Source organism: bacterium, assembly GCA_029210545.1.
GTDB lineage: Bacteria > BMS3Abin14 > BMS3Abin14 > BMS3Abin14 > BMS3Abin14 > JARGFV01.
Genome location: JARGFV010000017.1, coordinates 1 through 22484 on the forward strand (window position 1 = coordinate 1; position 22484 = coordinate 22484).

Annotated in this window: 19 protein-coding genes; 16 read left to right on the plus strand and 3 right to left on the minus strand. The window is 59.8% G+C overall.

All coding sequences use genetic code 11. From position 1 onward, the window contains the following. Nucleotides 1-107: 107 nt before the first annotated feature. From P1S46_03200 to rsmI, 3 genes are all read right to left on the minus strand, one after another. Nucleotides 108-1628: a response regulator gene (locus P1S46_03200; protein ID MDF1535494.1), complete on the minus strand. Its 1521-nt coding sequence runs from the start codon at nt 1626-1628 to the stop codon at nt 108-110. Between the two features lie 276 nt (nt 1629-1904). Continuing rightward, nucleotides 1905-2084 (minus strand): hypothetical protein, encoded by a 180-nt coding sequence (locus tag P1S46_03205; GenBank protein MDF1535495.1) that lies wholly within the window; start codon nt 2082-2084, stop codon nt 1905-1907. 141 nt (nt 2085-2225) lie between these two features. Further along, a complete protein-coding gene (rsmI, locus tag P1S46_03210; protein MDF1535496.1) occupies nt 2226-3050 on the minus strand; it encodes a 16S rRNA (cytidine(1402)-2'-O)-methyltransferase in 825 nt (274 codons plus the stop codon). A gap of 523 nt (nt 3051-3573) precedes the next feature. Here rsmI and P1S46_03215 point away from each other — a divergent pair. The 16 genes from P1S46_03215 (at nt 3574) to gspF (ending at nt 22299) form a co-directional block, all read left to right on the plus strand. Beyond that, the gene (locus P1S46_03215; protein ID MDF1535497.1) at nt 3574-4611 is read left to right on the plus strand and encodes an ATP-dependent 6-phosphofructokinase; all 1038 of its coding nucleotides are present in this window, start codon (nt 3574-3576) and stop codon (nt 4609-4611) included. 320 nt (nt 4612-4931) lie between these two features. Next, complete coding sequence (locus P1S46_03220; protein ID MDF1535498.1) at nt 4932-5927, plus strand: NAD(P)-dependent glycerol-3-phosphate dehydrogenase; 996 nt, start codon at nt 4932-4934, stop codon at nt 5925-5927. Then, nucleotides 5920-6123: a DUF4177 domain-containing protein gene (locus P1S46_03225; protein MDF1535499.1), complete on the plus strand. Its 204-nt coding sequence runs from the start codon at nt 5920-5922 to the stop codon at nt 6121-6123. Before P1S46_03220 ends, P1S46_03225 begins: the two co-directional genes overlap by 8 nt. Then, a complete protein-coding gene (locus tag P1S46_03230) occupies nt 6107-6532 on the plus strand; it encodes an RDD family protein (GenBank protein MDF1535500.1) in 426 nt (141 codons plus the stop codon). Before P1S46_03225 ends, P1S46_03230 begins: the two co-directional genes overlap by 17 nt. Continuing rightward, the gene (locus P1S46_03235) at nt 6529-6999 is read left to right on the plus strand and encodes a phosphatidylglycerophosphatase A (protein ID MDF1535501.1); all 471 of its coding nucleotides are present in this window, start codon (nt 6529-6531) and stop codon (nt 6997-6999) included. The genes P1S46_03230 and P1S46_03235 overlap by 4 nt, the downstream gene beginning before the upstream one ends. Continuing rightward, complete coding sequence (locus P1S46_03240) at nt 6996-7460, plus strand: CinA family protein (GenBank protein ID MDF1535502.1); 465 nt, start codon at nt 6996-6998, stop codon at nt 7458-7460. Before P1S46_03235 ends, P1S46_03240 begins: the two co-directional genes overlap by 4 nt. 144 nt (nt 7461-7604) lie before the next feature. Next, the gene (gene thpR / locus P1S46_03245; GenBank protein MDF1535503.1) at nt 7605-8192 is read left to right on the plus strand and encodes an RNA 2',3'-cyclic phosphodiesterase; all 588 of its coding nucleotides are present in this window, start codon (nt 7605-7607) and stop codon (nt 8190-8192) included. 439 nt (nt 8193-8631) lie between these two features. Further along, the gene (gene recA, locus P1S46_03250; protein MDF1535504.1) at nt 8632-9663 is read left to right on the plus strand and encodes a recombinase RecA; all 1032 of its coding nucleotides are present in this window, start codon (nt 8632-8634) and stop codon (nt 9661-9663) included. Continuing rightward, nucleotides 9660-10868 carry a PilT/PilU family type 4a pilus ATPase gene (locus tag P1S46_03255; protein MDF1535505.1) on the plus strand — a complete coding sequence of 403 codons (1209 nt, stop codon included), beginning with the start codon at nt 9660-9662 and terminating at the stop codon, nt 10866-10868. Before recA ends, P1S46_03255 begins: the two co-directional genes overlap by 4 nt. Beyond that, entirely contained in the window at nt 10868-11350 is a 483-nt protein-coding gene (locus P1S46_03260) for a regulatory protein RecX (GenBank protein MDF1535506.1), read from the plus strand. The genes P1S46_03255 and P1S46_03260 overlap by 1 nt, the downstream gene beginning before the upstream one ends. Further along, a complete protein-coding gene (gene alaS, locus P1S46_03265) occupies nt 11347-13992 on the plus strand; it encodes an alanine--tRNA ligase (GenBank protein ID MDF1535507.1) in 2646 nt (881 codons plus the stop codon). The genes P1S46_03260 and alaS overlap by 4 nt, the downstream gene beginning before the upstream one ends. Further along, nucleotides 13989-16403 (plus strand): hypothetical protein, encoded by a 2415-nt coding sequence (locus P1S46_03270; GenBank protein MDF1535508.1) that lies wholly within the window; start codon nt 13989-13991, stop codon nt 16401-16403. Before alaS ends, P1S46_03270 begins: the two co-directional genes overlap by 4 nt. A 27-nt stretch (nt 16404-16430) precedes the next feature. Beyond that, complete coding sequence (gene gspC / locus P1S46_03275) at nt 16431-17357, plus strand: type II secretion system protein GspC (GenBank protein ID MDF1535509.1); 927 nt, start codon at nt 16431-16433, stop codon at nt 17355-17357. A gap of 7 nt (nt 17358-17364) precedes the next feature. Further along, complete coding sequence (gspD, locus tag P1S46_03280; GenBank protein ID MDF1535510.1) at nt 17365-19365, plus strand: type II secretion system secretin GspD; 2001 nt, start codon at nt 17365-17367, stop codon at nt 19363-19365. Further along, nucleotides 19362-21089 carry a type II secretion system ATPase GspE gene (gspE, locus tag P1S46_03285; GenBank protein MDF1535511.1) on the plus strand — a complete coding sequence of 576 codons (1728 nt, stop codon included), beginning with the start codon at nt 19362-19364 and terminating at the stop codon, nt 21087-21089. The genes gspD and gspE overlap by 4 nt, the downstream gene beginning before the upstream one ends. Further along, the gene (gene gspF, locus P1S46_03290; protein MDF1535512.1) at nt 21076-22299 is read left to right on the plus strand and encodes a type II secretion system inner membrane protein GspF; all 1224 of its coding nucleotides are present in this window, start codon (nt 21076-21078) and stop codon (nt 22297-22299) included. Before gspE ends, gspF begins: the two co-directional genes overlap by 14 nt. The last annotated feature ends 185 nt before the right edge of the window (nt 22300-22484 follow it).

Here is a 22484-nt window from a genome sequence, read left to right on the forward strand (position 1 = left end):
TTCCCTTTCCTTACAAATCAATGACTTACGGAGTGAGTCATTGATTTGGGCACCCCACGCGGGGTGCGTTGATGGACTTTTTGCGAGTCCATCAAGGTTAGCCTGTGCTAATTTTCGGATTCTTTTTCGAACATCTCCTCGAACAGCCCCATGTTGTTTTCGAAGATCCTCATGATGTCAGGGTCGAAATGGCCCGGCAGTGTCCGGTCGTCCCCTTCCAGGATGACGCGGCAGGCCTCGTGGTGGGGGAAGGCTGGTTTGTAGACCCTCCGGTTTCTCAGGGCATCGTAGGTGTCGGCCAGGGCCATGATGCGCCCCTCCACCGGGATCTTCTCGCCCGGGATCCCGCTGGGGTAGCCTGACCCGTCCCACTTTTCATGGTGGGAAATCGCGATGTTCTTGCCCATCTGGAATCGCTTGTGCTCCCCGATGATCTGGGCTCCGTAAAACGTGTGTTTTTTCATCTCCTTCCACTCATCCTTGTCCAGACGGCCCGGTTTTTTCAGGATGATAGTGGGAGTGTGCAGTTTGCCGATGTCGTGGAGTGCGGCCTGGACGCGGATGGTGCGGGAAAAACGGTCGGACAGGCCCATCTTCTCGGCGATGCTGGAGCAGAACGCCCCAACCCTCATGATGTGGCCACCGGTGTCCTCGTCCTGGGCTTCCGCCGCGCGGGCCAGGCTGTAGACGGTGTAAATGAAGGCATCTTCCGTCTCGGTTACCTGATTCGACAGGGACTTGAGGAAAAGGGTCTGCATGATCAGGCTTTCGAGGACAGTAGCTTCGTAGCCGGACACGTCGGTCCCGTAGTTGAGAGCGTAAAGGGAAAGGGAGGGGCTGGCATAGGCCACCATGTTGTCGATGGCCGTCCCGGTTGTTTCGAGGGCGCTTATAAAATCCGTAAAGGGTGAATCGGCCAGATCCGCAGCATTGTAATAATGCACAGTGGGTTTACCCGAAGCTACGGAAAATGGTGCGCAGCTTTCCTGTTTCAGGTTCAATGAGGTTTTGTTCACCTTGCCGCCTATGCTTGCATATCTGTAAAAGTGACACTTCTGCTCCTCCCCGACTCCAAGGATGATCGTTGTCGGTTTGGTCGCGGAACCGTTATGGCGGATCAGTTGGCTGACGATGCTGTCCATGGCGAAAAGAAGGTCGAAATCGGTGGGTTGGAACGTCTGGATGATCGATTCGCCGAAGGTGGTCAGGTTCTTGATGGTGCTATAGGCGTCGTTTAGTTTTGCGTTGAGTTCCTTGACCTTCAGGAGCATCCTGATGCGCGCGAGGACTTCGCTCTCACGGAACGGCTTGGTGATGTAATCATCCGCTCCCGCCTCGATCCCCTGGATCCTGTCCTCGGACTGGTTGAGGGCAGTGATCATGATGATCGGAATGTGCCTGAGGGCGCTGCTGCCCTTTACGGTGCGACAGACTTCAAACCCATCCATCCCCGGCATGTTGACGTCGAGAAGGATGATGTCCGCCGGGATCTCGCCCAGAATCCGGAGAGCTTCCTCCCCGTTCCCGGCTTCCAGAAACTCGAAATCGGCCGAATCAAGCATGTCCCGGACAATGGTTCGGTTGAGCCGCTCGTCATCGACGCACAGCACGCGGGGCCGGTGTCGCATCCCTCTCCTCCATCAGTGCCTATTACAAATTTGTACCCCTTCTGATATTAATATTGGTAATTCGGGCGTATGTCAAGACCCGGAATCCGATATTCTTTTGGCGGATTTCGGGTATAGGGAACCCTCAATGCCCGCAACCAGACTATTTCAGATCATGCGAACGGCCTGTCGTGAAGACCAGCACGTCGAACAATCCCGCCCCAGGTATCTAACGATCGTTGATCCTGACGGTAAACAGTGAACTGTGAACCGTAAACTGGTCAAGATCACCAGCAGTTAAAAACAACCCAGTAAGCAGCTGGTGATCTTGATCTTCTTCCCTTCCTCGTTGCACGCCTTGCCAACCAGGGAAAGGTGGATCCCCAGTTTCTCGGCGATCAGGTGGGCATCCTGGCAGTTAAGTGTTCCGTCCACCGACTTTTCCGCGATCAGTGCTTTCAGCCTGGCGTCATCCATAAGGGCCTCCCGGGATCTAACTTCGTTAATACACGGAGGTTTTCCAGTTCTCTTAACCCTGTTTTTTCTCCGCGTCCTCGCGTCACCGTGTCACCGTGTCGAGCGATCCTAACTAAAGTTGATGGACTTTTTGCGACCCTATCAAAGTTCACTCGCCATCTTATAGATCTCTTTCCTGTCCTCACCCGTGATCTGGGCGAGGACGGCTGCCGTTTTTGAAGCGGACAGCCCCTCCTTTCGAAGCCGCTTTACCGCCGCAACCAGATCCACGTGTCGTTGGCGGGGAGGAGCCCCTTCGACAAGGATCGTAACCTCCCCCCTGATCTGGTGTTGCTGCAGGCCGCCGGCAACCTCAAGGGCTGTGCCGCGCACGAACTGTTCGTGTATTTTGGTGATCTCCCGTCCCAGGACCAGCTTGCGATCACCCATGACCGCGGCGATCTCCCTCAACGTCGCCATGACACGGTTCGGGGATTCGTAGAGCACAACGGGGTAACCGGAGGCGGCCAGTTCCAGCAAGGTTTCTTTCCTGGCGCCGGCCTTGGGCGGGAGGAAACCCTGGAACAGAAACCGTGTCAACTCAATGCCGGAGACCGACATGAGGGTGGTCGCGGCGCAGGGCCCCGGAACCGGTGTCACCGTGATCCCCTCCCGGAGGCAGAGGGCGACGAGGTGGTGTCCCGGGTCAGAAATCCCGGGGGTGCCGGCGTCGGTGATGACAGCAACATCCCGACCTCTTGACAACTCCTGGAGAATCTTCCTTCCAGCCCCTTCACGATTATGCTCCCGGTAGCTCAGGAGGTTCGGACTCAGACCGAGGGCCGCGAGAAGTTTGCGGCTGTGGCGGGTATCTTCAGCGGCGACAATGTCCACCTTCCCGAGGATTTCCGCAGCGCGCCGTGTGATGTCCCCGAGGTTGCCGATAGGTGTCGCCACAACGTAAAGGGTGCCTGTGTCTGTGGACATCGATGCCCTCCGGTGTCAGGTGAGTTAACGTTCGGTTCTCTCGCAATTCTACAATAGATGGCGGTCTTTATCAGCCATAAGGTAGACAGGGGCATCAATGCAGGATCGAAGCGCGAAGTGCGAAGGGAGGTATACGGAAGGCGATGGGCGAAGGGCCAAGTTAAGGGATTGTTCCTCGTTTTTGGACTTCGCTCTTCGCGCTGACATTGAAAGCCTCCGATCATGGGATCACCTTTCGAATTCCATAAAACCTTTTAAATCCTAATAATTCTGGTAACTTCATTTGATAGAGTCGCAAAAAGTCCAGGCGAAACTTTTCCTTGGTCATTAATGTCCTGGGGAAAGGGAAAAGCGTCGTTTCCCCTTTCCTTACAAATCAATGACTTATGGTGCGAGTCATTGATTTGGGCGCCCCGCGCGGGGCGCATTGATGGACTTTTTGCGAGTCCATCAAGTTTGACAGTCAGAGTGAACATCTGCTACCTTTTTTTGTTAAGACACCGTTTTTCCAGGAGGTTTCGTAATGAGGATCGGAATCTTGACAGGTGGGGGGGATTGCCCCGGTCTGAACGCGGTTATCCGCGCAGTGACGAGGAAGGGGATCCAGGAGGGGGACAACATCCTCGGGATCCTCCACGGCTGGAAGGGGATGATGACGGGTCAGCACGAGGAGTTGACGTTGCGGGCCGTCTCGGGACTCATCCACAGGGGAGGCACCATTCTCCATACCTCCCGGACCAACCCCTTCAAGGAAGAGGGGGGCAGTAAACAGGTTCTGGTCACCTTCAAGCGGCTCGGTCTGGATGCCCTGGTGGTTATCGGCGGCGAGGACACCCTTGGCGTGGCGAACAGGCTGTACGAGGAGCACCACCTTCCCATCGTGGGAGTCCCCAAGACCATCGACAACGACCTGTCCGGCACCGAAGTCACCTTCGGTTTTGACACGGCTGTATCCGTCGCCACGGAGGCTATCGACCGGCTTCACACCACGGCCGAATCCCACGACCGTGTCATGGTCGTGGAGGTTATGGGGCGTCACGCCGGCTGGATAGCTGTCCACTCCGGGTTGGCCGGGGGTGCCGATGCCATTCTCATTCCTGAAAAGCTCTTCGACCTGGATGCAGTATCAGAGTCGATCCGCGCGCGTCATGCCCGGGGAAAAAGCTTTTCCATCGTCGTCGTGGCGGAAGGGTCGAGGCTCGATGACAAACATGGTGAAGGCCTCGTCAAACAGAATGAGGAGATAGACGAATTCGGCCACGTGCGTCTGGGCGGGATCGGCCATTTTCTCGCCAAGGAGCTGGAACAACGCACCGGTTTCGAGACGAGAGTCTCCGTCCTGGGTCACGTGCAGAGGGGTGGCTCCCCGACGGCCCATGACAGGATCCTGGCAACCCTCTTCGGGGTCAAGGCTCATGAACTGGTCAAGCTTGGAAAGTTCGGGATGATGGCCGCCATGGTCTGCGGCAAGATAGACGCTGTGCTTCTTGCGGAGGCGGTCAAGGAATTAAAGACCGTGGATATGGACCTGTACGATATCGCGGGGATCTTCTTTGGATAAAGAGCGAAAGCCCGTGCAGGGCTTTCGCTCAACGCAACGTGAAAAGCGTCGTTTTCCCGTTGCTCACGGATCGAATATACAGCCCTTGGCTCTCGATCCGGGCGCCCCTCCCAGGCGCGTTTGTTTAAAGCTGTTAGCTATCAGCTGCCAGCTACAGGCTCGATCTTGATCCGGGCGTCTTTCCCGGGCGCGGATAGTTGTTGATCCGGGCACCCACCCGGGCGCGTTGGTAATTTTTTGTGAAGCCATCTAATTGTTGTCGATCACACTAGGGCTGGCGTGATATGACTGATAAAAATAATACTAAAGTGATTGGGAAAATGGCAGTCATCGGTGGAGGAAGCTGGGGTACTGCGCTGGCTATCCACTGCGCCAGGATCGGCATGCCGGTGAGCCTGTGGGTTTACGAGAAGGATCTGGCGGCCAGAATGGCCGATTCGAGGATAAATGACGTCTACCTGCCGGGGGTGACTCTGCCCGAAACCATTCAACCTACCGGGAGTTTTGCGGACTGCCTGTTGGGCGCCAGGATGGTGATGTCGGTAGTGCCGTCCCACGTGGCGCGAGCGGTATGGAGTGAGGCGCATTCCTACCTCCCCGTCGATGCCGTTATCATCAACGCCACCAAGGGGATCGAGGAGGGGACCTATCTCACCAGCTCGGGCGTCCTGGCTGAATCCATCGGGGGAAATATCCAGGACCGCATGGTAACGCTCTCAGGTCCCACCTTTGCCAGGGAAGTGGCCCAGGGACTCCCTGCGGCCGCTGTGATCGCAGCCGTGAAGGCCGATCTGGCCCGGGACGTTCAGATGGCCCTGAACTCTGACAGCCTGCGGTTCTACACCAATGCCGATCCCGTGGGTGTCGAGGTCGCCGCTTCCCTCAAGAACGTCATGGCCATCGCGGTAGGGATCTGTGACGGCCTGGAGCTTGGCCTTAACGCCAGGGCGGCCCTGATCACCAGGGGGCTTGCTGAGCTGGCAAGGCTCGGAACCGCTCTCGGGGCCGATCCCCTGACATTCCAGGGACTTGCCGGGGTGGGTGACCTGGTCCTGACCTGCACCGGAGACCTTTCCCGGAACCGGACACTCGGCCTGCGGTTGGGAAAAGGTGAAAAGCTCGCCCGGATCACCGCATCCACCCCTATGGTGGCTGAGGGGGTCAAGACGACCCGGTCAGCCCACGGCCTGGCAGAGCGCGAGGGTGTGGACATGCCCATCACCGCGGAGATCTACCAGGTTCTCTACGGGTCCCGGGACCCGCTGGATGCGCTCAGGACGCTCATGAGCCGATCGCCCAAGAGCGAGAATGTATAAGGTCGTTGAAACCCAGTTGGTGACTGATGATGTCATCGAGGACATCATCAACTGCTGGGTTGCCAAGGGGTGGCTTTTAGACAGCATACGTTTTGCCATGAGCGACGCCAGCCGGAGGCCGGCCATGGCCTTTATCCTTTTTGTCCGTGAAGACGCGGGACCTGGTGAAGGAGAAAAAGATGGAACAGAGCCCTGATCTGCCCAAGGCAAGCGTACTCAAGAGGATCATGGCGCGTCTTGTGGACGGTCTCGTGGCGTGGGCTCTCGCCCTGGTCATGCCGCCTGTGGGGATCCTCGCAGGCCTTCTGTATCTCGCCGCCGCCGACGGTGTCCAGAAGGGTCAGAGCCTTGGAAAGATGGTGTTCGGTCTCGAGGTGATGACACGGGAGGGGGAGCTGTGTGACCTGAAGGGTTCCATCTACCGGAATATCCCCTTCGTCCTTGCACTGCTTTTTGCCGCGGTTCCCCTCCTGGGATGGATCCTCCTGGTTATTGCGGGTATTCCCATCCTCCTCATCGAGCTGTGGCTTGTCATCGTGGATGATCATGGAAACCGTCTCGGTGATCGTATCGCCGGAACCACCGTGGTGGAGCGGGTCCACTGAACGGCAGAACACCCGGAACCGGCTTTCTCCGATTCGTAGCCACCGGTCTGGGGACCGGTTATTCGCCCGTTGCCCCAGGCACTGTGGGTACGCTGGCGGCGATCCCCCTTTATCTCGCCCTGGCGCCGGCGGGCGTCATCCCTTACCTGGCTATCCTGGCCGGGGTGGTCCTGATCGGAGTATACGCTGCCGATCACATGGAAAAGGCCCTTCGGATCAAGGATCCCGGACTGGTCGTCATCGACGAGATCGCGGGGTATCTCGTCACCATGTTTCTCTCGCCGCCTGACATTCTCCATGTGGCCGCCGGTTTCTTTCTGTTCAGGTTCTTCGACATATTCAAGCCGCCGCCTGTGCGCCAGGCTGAACGGTTTTTCCCGGGCGGTCTGGGGATCATGGCCGACGATCTCCTGGCCGGCGTCTACGCGTGGGCAGGGTTGAGGATCATGGAGGTCCTTTTCCTTTGAAGGTTCAGGAACTCTGCGTCCGTAGAGGGTTGACACTGGCAGTGGCGGAATCGTGCACGGGAGGTCTCCTCGGAGGCAGTCTGACGGCGCTTCCCGGAAGTTCCGGATATTTTCTCGGCGGCATCATCGCCTACTCCAACCGTCTTAAAACCGACCTTTTGAACGTTCCGGCCGACCTCCTGGAATCCGAGGGGGCGGTGAGCAGGTCAGTGGCCGAGATTATGGCAAGAGAGGTTACCGTTGTCACCGGCGCTGATTGCGGGATCTCGGTCACCGGTGTCGCCGGACCGTCGGGCGGGACCGTGGATAAACCGGTGGGGACTGTGTGGATCGGTATCGCGGTACCTGCGGGGACGATCTCCCGGCTGTACCATTTTTCAGGACACCGCGATGAGGTGAGGGAACAGGCGGTTGCCGCGGCTCTTGGCCTGTTCCTCGAGATAGCCGGGGAAACCGTTTGACACGGAGACGCGGAGACGCGGAGACGCGGAGACACGGAGACGCGGAGACACGGGGACGCGGCGAATCGGAAAAAACATGAGTTTTTTTGGATTTTGGGTTTTGGATTTTAGATTAAATTACCTTTGGAATCTGGAATTTGGAATATGGAATTGGAAATCAAGTCGCTGCGGATTTTCCTCGCCATCCCCATTGCACCCGATATCCTCGAAGCCTTGGGGAAGGGTGTTGAAACCCTCCGGGAGACCCGGGCGCCGGTCAGCTGGGTCCGTCCGGGAGGCATGCACCTTACCGTTAAGTTCCTCGGGGATACCGAGCCGGAGTGGATAGCCCCCCTTGCGGACTCGTTGGCCGGGATCTGCGGCCTGATCGAACCGTTTCCTGTCTCTGTGGCCGGGATGGGAGCTTACCCAAGCCTGCGCCGGCCGAGGGTGATCTGGGCCGGGGTGGAAGAACTCTCAGGAACCCTGCTGCGTCTGCACGAAGGGGTCGATAATGTGTGTGCCGGGATGGGTTGGCCCAGGGAAAAAAGAAAGTTTTCCCCCCACGTCACAGTCGGGCGCGTGAAAGGGAATATCAACCTCGCCCGCCTTTCCGCTGCCATGGGCGAGATAGAGGACGAGCACTGGGGTGACCAGGAGGTGATGTCCATGGTGCTGTACCGGAGTCACCTGGAGAAGGGCGGGGCGAGGTATGAGGAAATGAGAATTTTCCCTTTCCTTACAAATCAATGACTGCTGATAGATCACCAAAGCCTGTGCGAGACTTTGGCTCTATGGGAAGGGAAAAGCGTGGTTTCCGGTTCCCTCACGGATCAGTGACATGTATTTCAGTCACTGATCCGGGCGCCTCTCCCAGGCGCGGCAGTTTTCACGGGTCATCGATCCGGGCGCCCTTCCCAGGCGCGGCGGGTCATTGATTTGGGCACCCCGCGCGGGGCGTGTTGATGGACTTTTTGCGGGTCCATCAACCTTTCCACATTTCATCCCGGGAATGGTTCATCGCTATGAATTGCCGTAAAGGATGGTTTTTTTTTCGTACTTCGATCTTTGTCCTTCGCTCTGAGCAACCGGCCATTTCTCGGCCGGTTGTATGGCATATCGGCACATAATTTGCTATCATCCTTCGGTTACGAGTGCCATCGGACCCGGAGACACCGGGAGGTTGTGTGAAATGACTCAGAAAACCGAAAAAGAGAAGGCCATCGAGGCGGCTGTCACCCAGATCGAGAGACAGTTCGGCAAGGGCTCCATCATGAGGCTGGGGTCTGACGAAGCGGTTCCCGGGGTACCGGTTATCAGCACCGGAGCCCTTCCCCTGGACATCGCATTGGGTGTCGGGGGCGTCCCACGTGGCAGGGTGACCGAGATCTACGGACCGGAGTCCTCCGGGAAGACCACCATGATGCTCCACGTGATCGCCGAGGCTCAGAAAGAGGGCGGAGTAGCGGCGTTCATCGACGCTGAGCATGCCCTTGACGTTGGTTACGCGAGAAAGCTCGGCGTTCGTACGGATGACCTCCTCATCTCCCAGCCGGACACGGGAGAGCAGGCGCTGGAGATCGTCGAAATGCTGCTCCGCAGCGGGGCCATGGACATCATCGTCATCGATTCGGTTGCGGCCCTGGTTCCCCGGGCCGAGATCGAGGGTGAGATGGGCGATTCCCACATGGGCCTCCAGGCACGGCTCATGTCCCAGGCCCTGCGAAAACTGACCGGGGCGATAAGCAAAACGAGAACAGCCCTGGTCTTCATCAACCAGATCCGGATGAAGATCGGTGTCATGTTCGGGAACCCGGAGACCACCACCGGCGGGAACGCCCTGAAGTTCTATTCGTCTGTCCGCATGGATATCCGCCGTATCGGCACTCTCAAGGATGGTGACAAGCCTGTGGGCAGCCGCGTCAGGGTCAAGGTCGTGAAAAACAAGCTGGCCCCGCCTTTCCGCCAGGCAGAGTTCGACATGATCGACGGGGAAGGGGTCTCCAGGGAAGGTGCCCTCATCGACATGGCCCTGGAGGCCGGTTTCGTAACCAGGAGCGGAGCCTGGTACTCCTACGGCGACGAACGTATCGGCCAGGGCCGGGAAAACGCCCGGCAGTTCCTCAAGGACAACCCGGAGACCGCCGGTGAGATCGAGAAGAAGGTCCGGCAGCATTTCGGGATCGGTAAGCCGGACGAGGAAAACAGGAGTGATGAGCAATGAGCGAGCAGGATATCCTTGATATCAATGAGCTTCTGAAAGCCTCTTCCGCCTACAAGGCATCCGATCTTCACATCAAGGTCGGCAACCCGCCGGTGCTGCGGGTGGACGGCCGTCTGCATCCCATGCCCAGTATCAGGAGGGTCACACAGGAAGATGTGATGAAGATCGCTTTCTCCGTCATGAACGACGCCCAGAAGGAGAAGTTCAAGCGGAGCAATGAGATCGATATTGCCTACAGCGTGCCCGGTCTGGGCCGGTTCAGGGTCAACATTTTTCAGCAGAGGGGTACGATCGGGCTCGTCTTCAGGCTCATCCCGGTCAAGATCCTGACCATCGAGGATCTCGATCTGCCCCCGGTGCTGGGAACCATGGCGTTAAGGCCCCGGGGCCTGATCCTCGTAACGGGTACCACTGGAAGCGGAAAGTCCACGTCCCTCGCCGCCATGATCCACCACATCAACGAGAACCGCACCTCTCATATCATCACGGTGGAAGATCCCATCGAGTATCTGCATCGCGATGTCAAGTCCATCGTCAACCAGAGAGAGGTGGGATCGGACACCCTGTCCTTCGGCGCGGCCCTTAAAAGCGCGCTGAGGCAGGATCCGGACGTTATCATGGTCGGTGAGATGCGGGACTTCGAGACCATCGAGACGGCTCTGGTGGCAGCCGAGACGGGCCACCTGGTCATGAGCACTGTCCACACGGTGGACGCCATGGAAACAGTGAACCGGATCATCTCCGTGTTCCCGCCCTACCAGCAAAAGCAGGTCCGCATGCAGCTCGCCGGTGTTCTCCAGGGGATCATCTCCATGAGGCTCGTGCCGAAATCCGACGGCAAGGGGCGGGTTCCGGCAGTCGAGGTCCTGGTCGCCACCAACCGCGTCAAGGAGTGCATCATCGACAAGGACAGGACGGTCGAACTTACCGACATCATCGCTTCCGGGTACACGCAGTACGGCATGCAGTCCTTCGATCAGGCTCTCATGATGCTGTTCAAGAAAAACCTCATCACCTACGAGGAAGCCCTGAGGCAGAGCACCCGGCCGGACGACTTTGCCCTCAAGGTCAAGGGGATCGACGGCACTGCGGACGCGTGGTCCGAGTTGGAGAAGATGCAGAGCGATGATCAGAAAGAGGTTGAGGCATCGGCCCCCGGAGGGACGAGTGAAGACGGGGATAAGCTGAAGCTCGACCGGTTCTGATGGCCGGGGGAAATGAGGCAGCATCCGCCAGGAGATGGGCCCTGCAGGCGCTGACTCGCCGGATGCACACGACGCGTGAAATTCGGACCGGACTGGAAAGGCGCGGGTTCGACCGGGACGTCATCGACGGTGTGGTCGCCGGGCTTGTCAGGCTCAAATATGTGGACGACCGGCAGTTCGCGGAAGTCTGGATAAGCAGCCGATCGGCTCTCCGTCTTCACGGCCGTCTCAGACTGGCAAGGGACCTGAAACAAAAGGGAGTTTCCGAAAAACTCATCCGGGAAGCCATGGAACTGTCGCTCACCGTGGAAGCAGAACTGGAATTCGCCCGCAAAGCCGCTGAAAAGAAGGTCCGAAATCTCCGATCCGCAGGTCCCAGGGCCAGGGCGGCCCTGTATCGGCATCTGAGTTCGAGGGGTTTTACGGCCGACGTGGTGCGCGCCGTCCTGGACGACATCGATCTTGAGGAGAAACTGTCTTGACCGGAGCCCAGATAAGGGAGATGTTTCTCAAGTACTTCGAGGAGCGGGGGCACCAGCGGGTGCCCAGTTCCTCCCTCGTTCCCCACAACGATCCCACCTTGTTCTTCACGAACGCCGGGATGGTCCCGTTCAAGGACCTTTTCCTCGGTAAGGAAAAAAGGGGTTATGTCCGGGCCGTTTCGACCCAGAAGTGCATGCGCGTGTCCGGAAAGCACAACGACCTGGAAAACGTGGGACGGACGGCCAGGCATCACACGTTTTTCGAGATGCTGGGCAACTTCTCCTTCGGGGACTACTTCAAGGAAGATGCCATCCTTTTCGGATGGGAGTTCCTGACAGATACCATGGGTCTCGATCCCGGCCGTCTTGTGGTCACCGTCTTTACCGATGACGACGAGGCCCACGACCTGTGGCGGACAGTGGCGTCAGTCCCAGAAAACCGTATTTACAGGCTTGGTGAAAAGGACAACTTCTGGTCGATGGGCGAAACCGGTCCGTGCGGCCCATGTTCCGAGATCCTCATCGACCTGGGGGAAGGCACGGGTTGCGGGACTGCCCATTGCGGACCTGATTGTGACTGCGGCAGGTTCCTGGAGCTGTGGAACCTGGTCTTCATGCAGTACGACCGGGACGCTGGCGGAGAGCTCCACACCCTGCCCAAGCCAAGCATCGATACCGGCATGGGCCTTGAGCGGCTTGCGGCTGTCCTCCAGGGCAAGGACAGCAACTACCACACGGACCTGGTCTTTCCCTTCGTCGAGGAAGCGGCCAGGATCTCCGGTGTCGAGTATGGGACAGCAGAGGAAAGCGACGTCAGCCTGAGGGTTATCGCCGATCACGTCCGGGCTGTTACGTTCCTCGTCGCGGATGGTGTCCTCCCTTCCAACGAGGGGCGCGGGTACGTGCTGCGGAGGATCATGCGGCGCGCCGCCCGCCACGGAAAGCTCCTGGGAGTGGACGAGCCGTTTTTAAACCGTATCTGCCCCAGGGTGGGCGATGTTCTCGGGGACGTTTTCCCGGAACTTGTGGACAACATGAAAACGGTCCGGAAGGTGGTCCACCTGGAGGAAGAGCGTTTCGGGAGGACCCTTGACCAGGGGCTGGCCCGGCTGTCGTCCCTCATCGGCCAGATCAAGGGCGCCGGAGGATCCGCCCTTCCCGGGGACGAGGTTTTCAGGCTTTACGACACCTACGGTTTTCCCCTGGACCTGTCCCAGGACATCGCCGCCGAGAGCGGAATCGATGTGGACGTTGACGGTTTCAACGCAGAGATGTCCCGTCAGAAGGAGAGGGCCCGCGCCGCCTGGTCCGGGTCCGGAGCCGAAGATATCCCCCAGCTTTTCAGGGATATCCTCCAGGCCGCAGGCCCGGTGACCTTCACCGGGTACGATGAGGAACGCACCGAAGGGGCCAGGATCACGGCCCTCGCAGCGGACGATGAGGTGGTTGAATCCTTTACAGGCGACGGCGATGTCCTGGTTATCCTGGACAGGACACCTTTCTATGGAGAAAGTGGCGGTCAGGCCGGGGATACGGGTACTCTGGAGGGAGACGGTTTCCGGGCCGAGGTCCTGGACACTTCAAAACCGCTGCCCGGGTTGACGGTCCACAGGTGCCGCCTTCGGGAGGGCGCCATGAAATCCGGCCGGATCTGCATCGCCGAGATCGATCACGACAGCAGGGGAGCTGCAAGGCGCAACCACACCGCCACCCACCTCCTCCACGCGGCACTCAGACAGATCCTCGGGGAGCATGTTCAGCAGGCCGGATCCCTCGTTGATCCTTCCCGGTTCCGGTTCGACTTCACGCACTTCGAAGCGCTCACCGACGAGCAGGTTCGCCTCGTGGAAGATGTGGTGAACCGCCATGTCCTGGAGAACCTGGATGTTCGGAGCAGGCTGATGACCGCCCAGGAGGCCCTCGACGAGGGGGCGATGGCCCTTTTCGGCGAAAAGTACGGGGACACGGTCCGGGTGGTCAGTGTTCCGGGTGTGAGCATGGAGCTTTGCGGCGGCACCCACGTGAACAGAACGGGTGACATCGGTCTTTTCAAGGTGGCCCAGGAGAGCGGCATCGCCGCCGGAGTGAGGCGCGTGGAAGGGGTCACGGGCACCGGGATCATCGACAGGCTTCGGGCCGAAGAGGGGCTCCTCCGGGAGATGGCCGCCTCGGCAAGAGTTTCGGTGGCGGAACTCCCGGGCCGCCTGGGCAAACTCCTCAGCTCGATCCAGGAGCAGGAGAAGAAGATCAGGGAACTCATGCGGAGCGTTTCATCGGGAGGCGGGACGGACCTTGAAAGCAGGGTCCGGGAGGTTGAGGGCGTTCGTTGCCTGGCGGCCGAACTGCCCGGGCAGGACGCCGCCTCCCTCCGTGACACCGCCGACCGCGTGCTCGACAGGATCGGTGAAGGTATCGTGGTCCTGGCCACCAGGGACGGGGATAAAGCAGCCCTCATCGTCCGCGTCAGCAAGGGGCTCACGGACCGGTTTTCCGCTGGAGAACTTGTCAGGAAACTGGCCCCGGTCATCGGAGGAGGGGGGGGAGGGCGGCCCGACATGGCCCAGGCAGGCGGGAAAAAACCGGACGGGCTGGGCCAACTGATCGAAAACGTGCCCGCAGTGATCAAGGAGATGACAACATGAGCTTTCACAAGCCGGCGATGATGGCCCTGCTGCTCACCCTCGCCGCCACGACAACCGGGTGCTGGATCCCCCTGCCCGAAGAGACCGCCATCGTGGTGGAGGTCTTTGACGCCCAGGGCGGTCCTGTGAAAGGCGTTTCGTTCATCCTTGACGGCAGCGACACGGTCATTACCGGCACCCAATTCAGTGATGGGCAGGTGTTTAAAAGCCTGAGTGTCGCGGGCCCGCATTACCTCCAGATGGAGATGGATTCCCTCACCGATCCCCAGGGGGGGACAGGATGGGTGCCCCTGGCAAGCCAGATCTCCGGAGAGTTGGTGCCTTTGTCCTTCGCCAACAGGCCCTTCGCCGGAGGCAGCGACCTCCTGACCGTTCCCGTCAACAAGGGGGAGATCACGGTGGTGAGCGTTTACCTTGCCGACGCCCTTGAGTCTCCCGCCGACAACCAGTGGCTCACCGACGGATCCAACCCTTCCGGTTTCAGGGCCGGCAACGACACCGACGAGTTCAGGGACAGCCCGGAACCGGTGTTCTGGTGGCGCCAGGATCCCTCCATGGGTGTGACCGTCGATTTCACGGTCCAGCTCTGGGAGGACGACGACACAGATACGCGATACCCCCTGGGCATCGTGGATCATGTCCAGTACGGGGCGGCCATGAACCCGGCCAACGCAGCCTACCAGGCGCCGGACTGGCAGGTGCCCCTGGCCGGGATCCAGCGGGCAGAGAGCGCATCCACGGTCAACCAGGTGGTCCTGTGGGCAAGCCAGGCTTTCGACGGAGCGGGTACACCCGCGACGGCTTACGATCTTTATTACGCGCCGGCATCACACTGGAACGGGTCCGACCTGGAAAGCAACCCGGTTCTCAGGGACCTTTCCTACTCCATCGACGGTTCGGCAGCCAGGTTCCAGGTCGGTATAGGCACACTCAACGATGGCCTGGTCCTCAAAAACGGGGTTCCGTATACCTTTGCACTGGCAGCCCGGGACGAGGCTTCCAACCTGGACACCGTTACTGCTGGAACACCGCGGGGTGAGCGCATGGCCGCACCGAGGGAAGAGGGCAATACCCTTGGCAGTGTCAGCGGCCTGGTGGTTACAGATAACCCAGATGGCGGTACCCTGACGGTGGCGTTCAACTGTGCTCCCAGTGATTCGCTCCGGATCTATGCCGCGCCAAGTGGCGCGTTTAACACAAGGCCGTTCGACCCCAGGTTTGTCCGGGAAGAGATCTCCTGCCCGGGGTCTTCCCCGCATGATATCGAATACCTTCTCAGCGGCGTGACGTACTCCATCGGTATCGAGCCCTTCGATAGCGACGGGAACGTAGGCATTGCCTCCTCGATTATAGATGGAACGCCTTCCGCCAGCCTGTTTGAGACCGTTAAGCCGGCATTTCTCACGACCCCTGTGCTTACCGTGGTCAAGCTGGGCGCGGGGGTGGTCCAGCTTAACATCGCGGCCGCGGCCGATTCATCGAACCTTATCCGAAGGGTTTACTGGGCGCCGGCTTCATGGACCAACGCTGAAGAAGCGATGGAGCATGTTAACCTGAGCGCGGCGGCCCAAACCTCAATTATTCTCTCCAATATACCCAGTTGGGTCCCTTATAACTACGTGGTGCGGGCCATCGACGAATACGGCAACTCTTCCATTGCCGATTCCCAGGTGACCATTGCCGAGCCGGCGGACACGACGGGTCCCGCCTGGGCCTCGGACGACCAGGCGTTTTACACAACCTTCAGCTACGCGGCAGGTTCCACCGTCTGGCCCCTCGGAGCGACCTGGAAATACGAGGGGTTCGCCCTCGGCCGGGATCCCGCCCGGGGAGAAGGCGAGTACGTGTGGAGGGTCATCCAGGAAAACCCGGATCGCCTGGTCACCAGGGAATCCAAGCTGGGCGCGTTTTACACCTGGTCGGGTTACTACTATGCCACCACTCAGAGCAGTGGTCTGTCCATGTCATCAGCCTCTACAAACGTCGCTCACCAGAACGTGTTCAGCTTTATCGAGAGTGCGGTGGGCACGGCGGACGTGATGGGCTTACCCTTTGACAGTGGTGATCCCGCTGGTTTTAAGCAGAGGACCGCGGCCTGGTTTGCCGGTTCTCTTGCCGCCGGGTCGAGCACTGCCAATCAGCTGAGGATCATCTATAACACCGATGAGGATGGTCAAGCGGTGGCCTACGCCGCAACGCCCTCCGGCTACCTCGGGATCCTGAAGGTCCAGGCTGTGAACAAGCAGCGCCCCCTGCCCACCGCTGAGCCGCACCTCCAGGGGAAGGAGTTCCAGCTTTCCTATTACACCGATGATGACGACCTGGTGACCATTCCCATCCCTCTTTTCGGAGGCGGGATCTACTATTTCGGGACGCTGGATGAGCCCGATTACCTGGATCCACTCTGGTAAGGATCCGTTGCTGGAGAACTGACCTGTTTGGAACCGATCCGGAACTACAGATTCCTTTTTACTTTTGCCGACGTGGCCCTCCTTGTCCTCGCGGCTCTTTTCGCGTCCCGGGTCGTTTCCGCCATACTGGTATCGCCATCTGAGCCGGCACGGCCTGCCGCCGTGTCGGGCGTTCAGGATGCTGCCGGGGCAAGGATCGCCCCCCCGACCGATACGGGAGCGATCCTGGGAAAGAACCTTTTCGGCAGCCGGATCGACGGATCGTCCAGGTCTCCGGTGGACATCAGTGACGATGACCTGGAGAAACTGCCGGAAAGCACCCTCCCGCTGAAACTGCTGGGCACCGTGGTCCAGGTGGAAGGAAAGCGCTCTTTTGCCGTCATCCAGGACACCGGCACGAGGCAGCAGCAGCTCTATTTCGCCGGAGAGGAGATCCAGGAGGGAGTCGAGCTGGCTTCCGTGAGCCGGAACCGGGTGGTCCTGGTCCGGAACGGGCAGGAAGAGATCCTGGAAAGGGCCGAGGATGGGGTTCCCTCGCCGCCGGCGAGGCAGGCGGCAGCCCGGTCCCGACGGCAGCGACCTTCTCCCGCGGGTGACACCGCCAGCGGTGATATCTCCGTCCGCAAGATGGGCGACAACAGCTATGTCATGGACAGGCGCGAGGTCGAAGGGGTCCTGCAGGATTTCAACAAGCTGCTGACCCAGATACGGGTGGTCCCCCACTTCGCGGACGGCAAACCTGACGGGTTCAAGGTGTTCAATATCCGCCCCGGCAGCCTGTTCGCCCAACTGGGGATGGTGAACGGGGATATCATAAAAAGGGTCAACGGCCTTGACATCACCGGGCCGGAACAGGCGCTCCAGATGTTTACGCAACTGAGGGACGAAAGCAGCGTCGCCGTGGATCTGGAGCGGTTCAGGAAGAACATTACACTTCAGTACGATATAAGGTGACGACATGATGTCAAAACTTGAAGTTACGTTAATGGTCTTTCTCGCGGCGGCCCTTTTCCTGTGTCCATCGGGAGCGGGGGCTGCCAAGAGCTACAATATCGATTTTAACGATGTCGAGATCCGGCAGGTCATCGAAACGGTGAGCGAGATCACCGGGAAAAACTTTCTCGTCGACGACCGTGTCCAGGGGAAGGTGACCGTCATCGGTCCGAAATCGCTGACTGCGGCGGAGATCTACCAGGTCTTCCTTTCCATCCTCCAGGTGAAAGGGTTCGCCATGGTGCCGGCCGGCAAGATCAACAAGATCGTACCGGCTGCCAATATCTCGAGCTACGGCATCGAGATGAAGGTGGGCAGGTCAGAAGGGGAATCAATCCTCGACTCCTACGTCACCCAGGTCATCCCTGTCCAGTACACCGAGGCCGAGGATCTGAAGAACCTCCTGGCGCCCCTCATCCCCAAGACCGACAGCATCTCGTCCTATCCGCCCACCAACCTCCTCATCGTGACCACAACCGAGTCCCTCCTGACCAGGCTCAGCCAGGTCATCGCCATGGTGGATGTGCCCGGGGCAAGGGAGGAAGTGCGCATCATCCCGGTGGGTTACGCCCCTGTCCAGGACCTGGCCGCCAAGATCACACAGGTTATCCAGAGCCAGTCCCCGGCGTCGGCGCAGGGCGGCAGGGCGGCCCGCGGACAGCAGCCCGCGGCCGCGGCAGCGGCCTCCCAGGTCAAGATCATCGCTGACGAGAGGACCAATACCCTCATTGCCATCGGCGACAGCCAGTCCCTTGACCGCATCGAGGACCTCGTCGGAAAGCTCGACGTCCTGGTTCCGGAGGGGGCCGGGAAGATCCACGTTTACTACCTCCAGCACGCTGACGCCAACGAGCTTTCCAGTGTCCTATCCGGGATCCCGCTGGAAGAGTCCCTCCCCCAGACCGAGGGTGCGCCCGCTCCGGGAGCGGCCAAGGCGCCGCCCAGGGGCCCGAACGTCAAGTCGGGCATCTCCATCATCGCCGATACGGCCACCAACGCCCTGGTGATCACGGCAACCCCGGAAGAGCTGGAAGCGTTAAAGGCGGTCATCGCCAAGCTTGACATCCCGCGGGAACAGGTGCTGGTGGAGGTCCTCATCGCCGAGGTGTCCTTCACCAAGACCCTGGAACTTGGCGTGGAGTGGAGGGTTGCCGAGGATTTTGACGGGGAAGTGCTGGGCATAGCCGGATCCGGCTTCGGGCAGATCGACCAGACCGTTGCCGGCCTCCCCGCCATGCCAAACGGTCTCGTGCTGGGAGCCATCGGGAACGAGATCAACTTCAACGGTGTGGCCCTGCCCAACCTGGGTGCGCTCATCCGTGTCCTGAAGACCGATTCCGATGTCAACATCCTGTCCACTCCCACCATTGTCACCACCGACAACAAGGAAGCCGAGATCATAGTCGGTCAGACTGTGCCGTTCCAGACCAGCCAGAAGTTTGACGCCAACAACCAGCCCATCTATACTTTCGATTACCGGGACGTGGGACTTACCCTGAGACTGACCCCCCAGATCAACAGCAGCCGTTTCGTGAAGCTGGATATCTTCAGCAAGCTCGAGGCCCTCGTGTCCAACGCCATCGGCACCCAGGAACTGGCTCCCACGACCCTCAAGCGCCAGGCCAACACCACGGTGGTCGTCAAGGATGGCCACACGGTGGTCATCGGCGGGATGATCCGGGACGACAAGATCGAAAACACAAGCCGGGTACCGGTCCTGGGAAGCCTCCCTCTCTTCGGTCCCCTGTTCCGTTCCCAGACGACGAGATCTGAAAAGACGAACCTCCTCATCTTCCTGACCCCCCATGTCATCTCCAGTTCCCAGCGGCTCCAGACAATTGCCGGTGAAAGGGTCGACAGCATCCAGGAGATCCCCGCCGAAATCAGGGACAGGATGGATTTCGGCGACGACGAGGCGGCAGATCCCCTTGAGCCGGGGGAGCAGAGCGAGCAGGAAAAGGCTCCATGACACCAGCTGCCCTCGATGACCTGATCAGAAAGGCCCTTTCCGAGGGCGGCTTCCTGAGTCCTGAGCAGCTGGTCGAGGCCGATTATCAGGCACGCCGCAAAGGGGTTGGGCTGGGCAATTTCCTGGTGGACGCAGGTTACCTCGGGGAGGACCAGTACCTCACGGTGGTCGGTGAGGTGGCCGGGATCCCCTTCCGTGCCGATCTGCCCTCGGGGCCGTCCGTCAGGAACCTTCCACACCCCCTTCCTATCCAGTTTGCGAGAAAACACACCGTTTTCCCTTTCCGGGACCCCGAGGACGGCAGCCTCTACGCCGCCGTCAGCCGGATCGACGAGGAGGTGCTGGAAAACGTCCGGACCCTTTTCTCCGACCAGGTCCAGGCGGTCCTGAGCACCAGGAAGTCGATCTCGGAGGCCATCAACCTGACCTACGAAAGATCATCCGAATCCGCCGAGGAGGTCATCGAGAACCTCGAGAACGGTGATCTGGCCATCCGCGTGTCCGACCTGGATGAACCCCAGGACCTCCTTGACTCTTCCGACGAGGCTCCCATCATCAACTTCGTCAACTCGGTGCTCTACGAGGCGGTCAAGGACAGGGCAAGCGACATCCACATCGAACCTTTCGAGGGGACCCTTTCCATCCGTTACCGCGTTGACGGTGTTCTCCACAACGCGCACCATCTTTCAAAAAAACTGCACTCTCCCATCATCTCCAGGGTCAAGGTCATGGCCAACCTGGATATCGCGGAAAAACGCCTTCCCCAGGACGGGCGGATCAGGATCAAGATAGCGGGAAAGGACATCGATATCAGGGTATCCACTGTGCCCACCAGCTTCGGAGAAAGGGGAGTCCTGAGGCTCCTGGACAGGAGCCAGGTGCTGCTGGGGCTTGAGGATATCGGGATGGCGGGCGACCATCTGCGGGCCATGGAGCGTGTGACGACCTCAAGCCACGGGATCAGCCTGGTGACGGGTCCAACCGGAAGCGGAAAAACGACGACCCTGTATGGTGCCCTGACACGGATCAACTCCGCGGACAAGAACATCATCACCATCGAAGACCCCGTGGAATACCAGCTCACCGGCATCAGTCAGATCCAGGTCAACCCGAAGATCAACCTGACCTTTGCCACGGGCCTGAGGTCCATCCTTCGCCAGGACCCCAACGTCATCATGGTGGGGGAGATCAGGGATCTGGAGACGGCGGAGATCGCCATCCAGGCGTCCCTGACCGGCCACCTCGTTTTCTCCACCCTCCACACCAACGACGCCGCCGGCGCGGTGACCAGGCTCATCGATATGGGGGTCGAGCCGTTCCTCGTGGCATCCTCCGTGACCTCGATCCTGGCCCAGCGGCTCGTCAGGTGTATCTGTTCGAATTGCCGTCGCCAGTATCAGCCGCTGAAAGAAGAACTGGACGAGATCGGGATCAAGGAGGATCAGATCCCCGAGGGAGGCATCTGGCGAGGTGTCGGATGTGAACAGTGCCTGGACACCGGTTACATGGGCAGGACGGGGATCTACGAGCTGCTGCTGGTCAACGATGTGATCAAGGCGGCTGTACTCCAGAACCCCGACAGCGGGACGATAAAAAGGGCAGCCCTCGAAGGAGGGATGCGGACCCTCAGGCAGGACGGGGCTTCCAAGGTCCTTGCCGGTGTGACCACCATCGAGGAGGTCCTCAGGGTGACCCAGGAAGAAAACGGCCATGCCCCTGTTTGAGTACACCGTCCTCGACGGCAGGGGGAAGAGGAAGGCCGGGTTCGTCGAGGCGGCTTCTCAGCAGTCCGCGCGGGAGAGTCTCAAAAAGGACGGCCTGTATATCGTATCCCTGTCTTCGGCCGCCCAGGGCGGTTCGGTGGCATCCGGGGAATCGATCTCAATCGGCAGGCGCGTCAGCAGAGCGGACCTTGCTTCCATGACCCGCCAGCTCTCCACCCTTCTGCGTGCGGGCCTTCCCCTGGTGCAGGCGTTGGAGGCCCTGGTCGAGCAGCTTGAAAAACCGGCCCTTCGCAAGACCCTTTCAGGGGTCCGGAACCTGGTCAACGAGGGTGCGGCGTTTCACGAAGCCCTGGAACGGTACCCCCGGGTTTTTCCCGCCATGTATGTCCAGATGTGCCGGGCCGGCGAATCGGGAGGATTCCTCGAGCGGATCATGGAACGCCTTGCCGACACCCTGGAAAAAGAGGTGCGCCTCAGGGGAAGGGTCATGGCGGCCCTGGTCTACCCCATCGTGATGACGGTTCTCGGCGCGGTCTTCCTCCTTTTCCTTTTCGCCTACGTCGTGCCCCAGGTTGTGGGGATATTCGCCGATTTCGGCCGGGCGCTGCCCGTTCCAACACGGATCCTCCTTTTTGTGAGCGGACTGGTTTCAAGGTACTGGATCGTCATCCTGGCGGTTGTCCTTCTTGCCGTGATCGGATGGCGGTTCCTGTCGCGAAGCGGAAGGTTCGGGTCCTCTGTGGATGCACTGAGGCTTCGCTTTCCCATGGCCGGCAAGCTATCCCTCAAGGTGGCCACCGTGAGGTTGTCACACATCCTGGGGACGCTCCTGGCCAGCGGTGTTCCCCTCATAAAATCCCTGGAGGTCGTGAGCGACGTCATGGGGAACAGGATCCTGTCCGACGCGGTAAGACAAGCCGCCGTCTCGGTTTCCCGGGGGGGCTCCCTTGCAGACGCGTTCCGCGCAAGCGGGGTGTTCCCCCCCCTTCTGCCGAGGATCGTGGCAGTGGGGGAACAGAGCGGTGAACTAGCGGAGATGCTCACGGGAGTAGCGGATGCCTATGAAGAGGAGGTCACCCGGACGGTGCAGGCCATGACGGCGGTCCTCGAACCGGCGCTGATCCTTGTCATGGCGGGCGTTGTCCTGTTCGTGGTGGTGGCCATCCTGCTGCCGATCTTCGAAATGAACCAACTCGTTCGAACCGGGTGAAAAGGCTTTATTTACCACAGAGGACACCCTTCGATCACGCCATCAGCGTGACTCAGGGCAGGCAGAGGACACAGAGAAAGGCGAAAATCAGGGGGAAGGGTTCAGGCGTCTGCCGTAAACACCCTGAAGGGAGTTCACCACGGAGACACGGAGAAAATCGGAGGAAGACTGAACCTTGGGGAAAG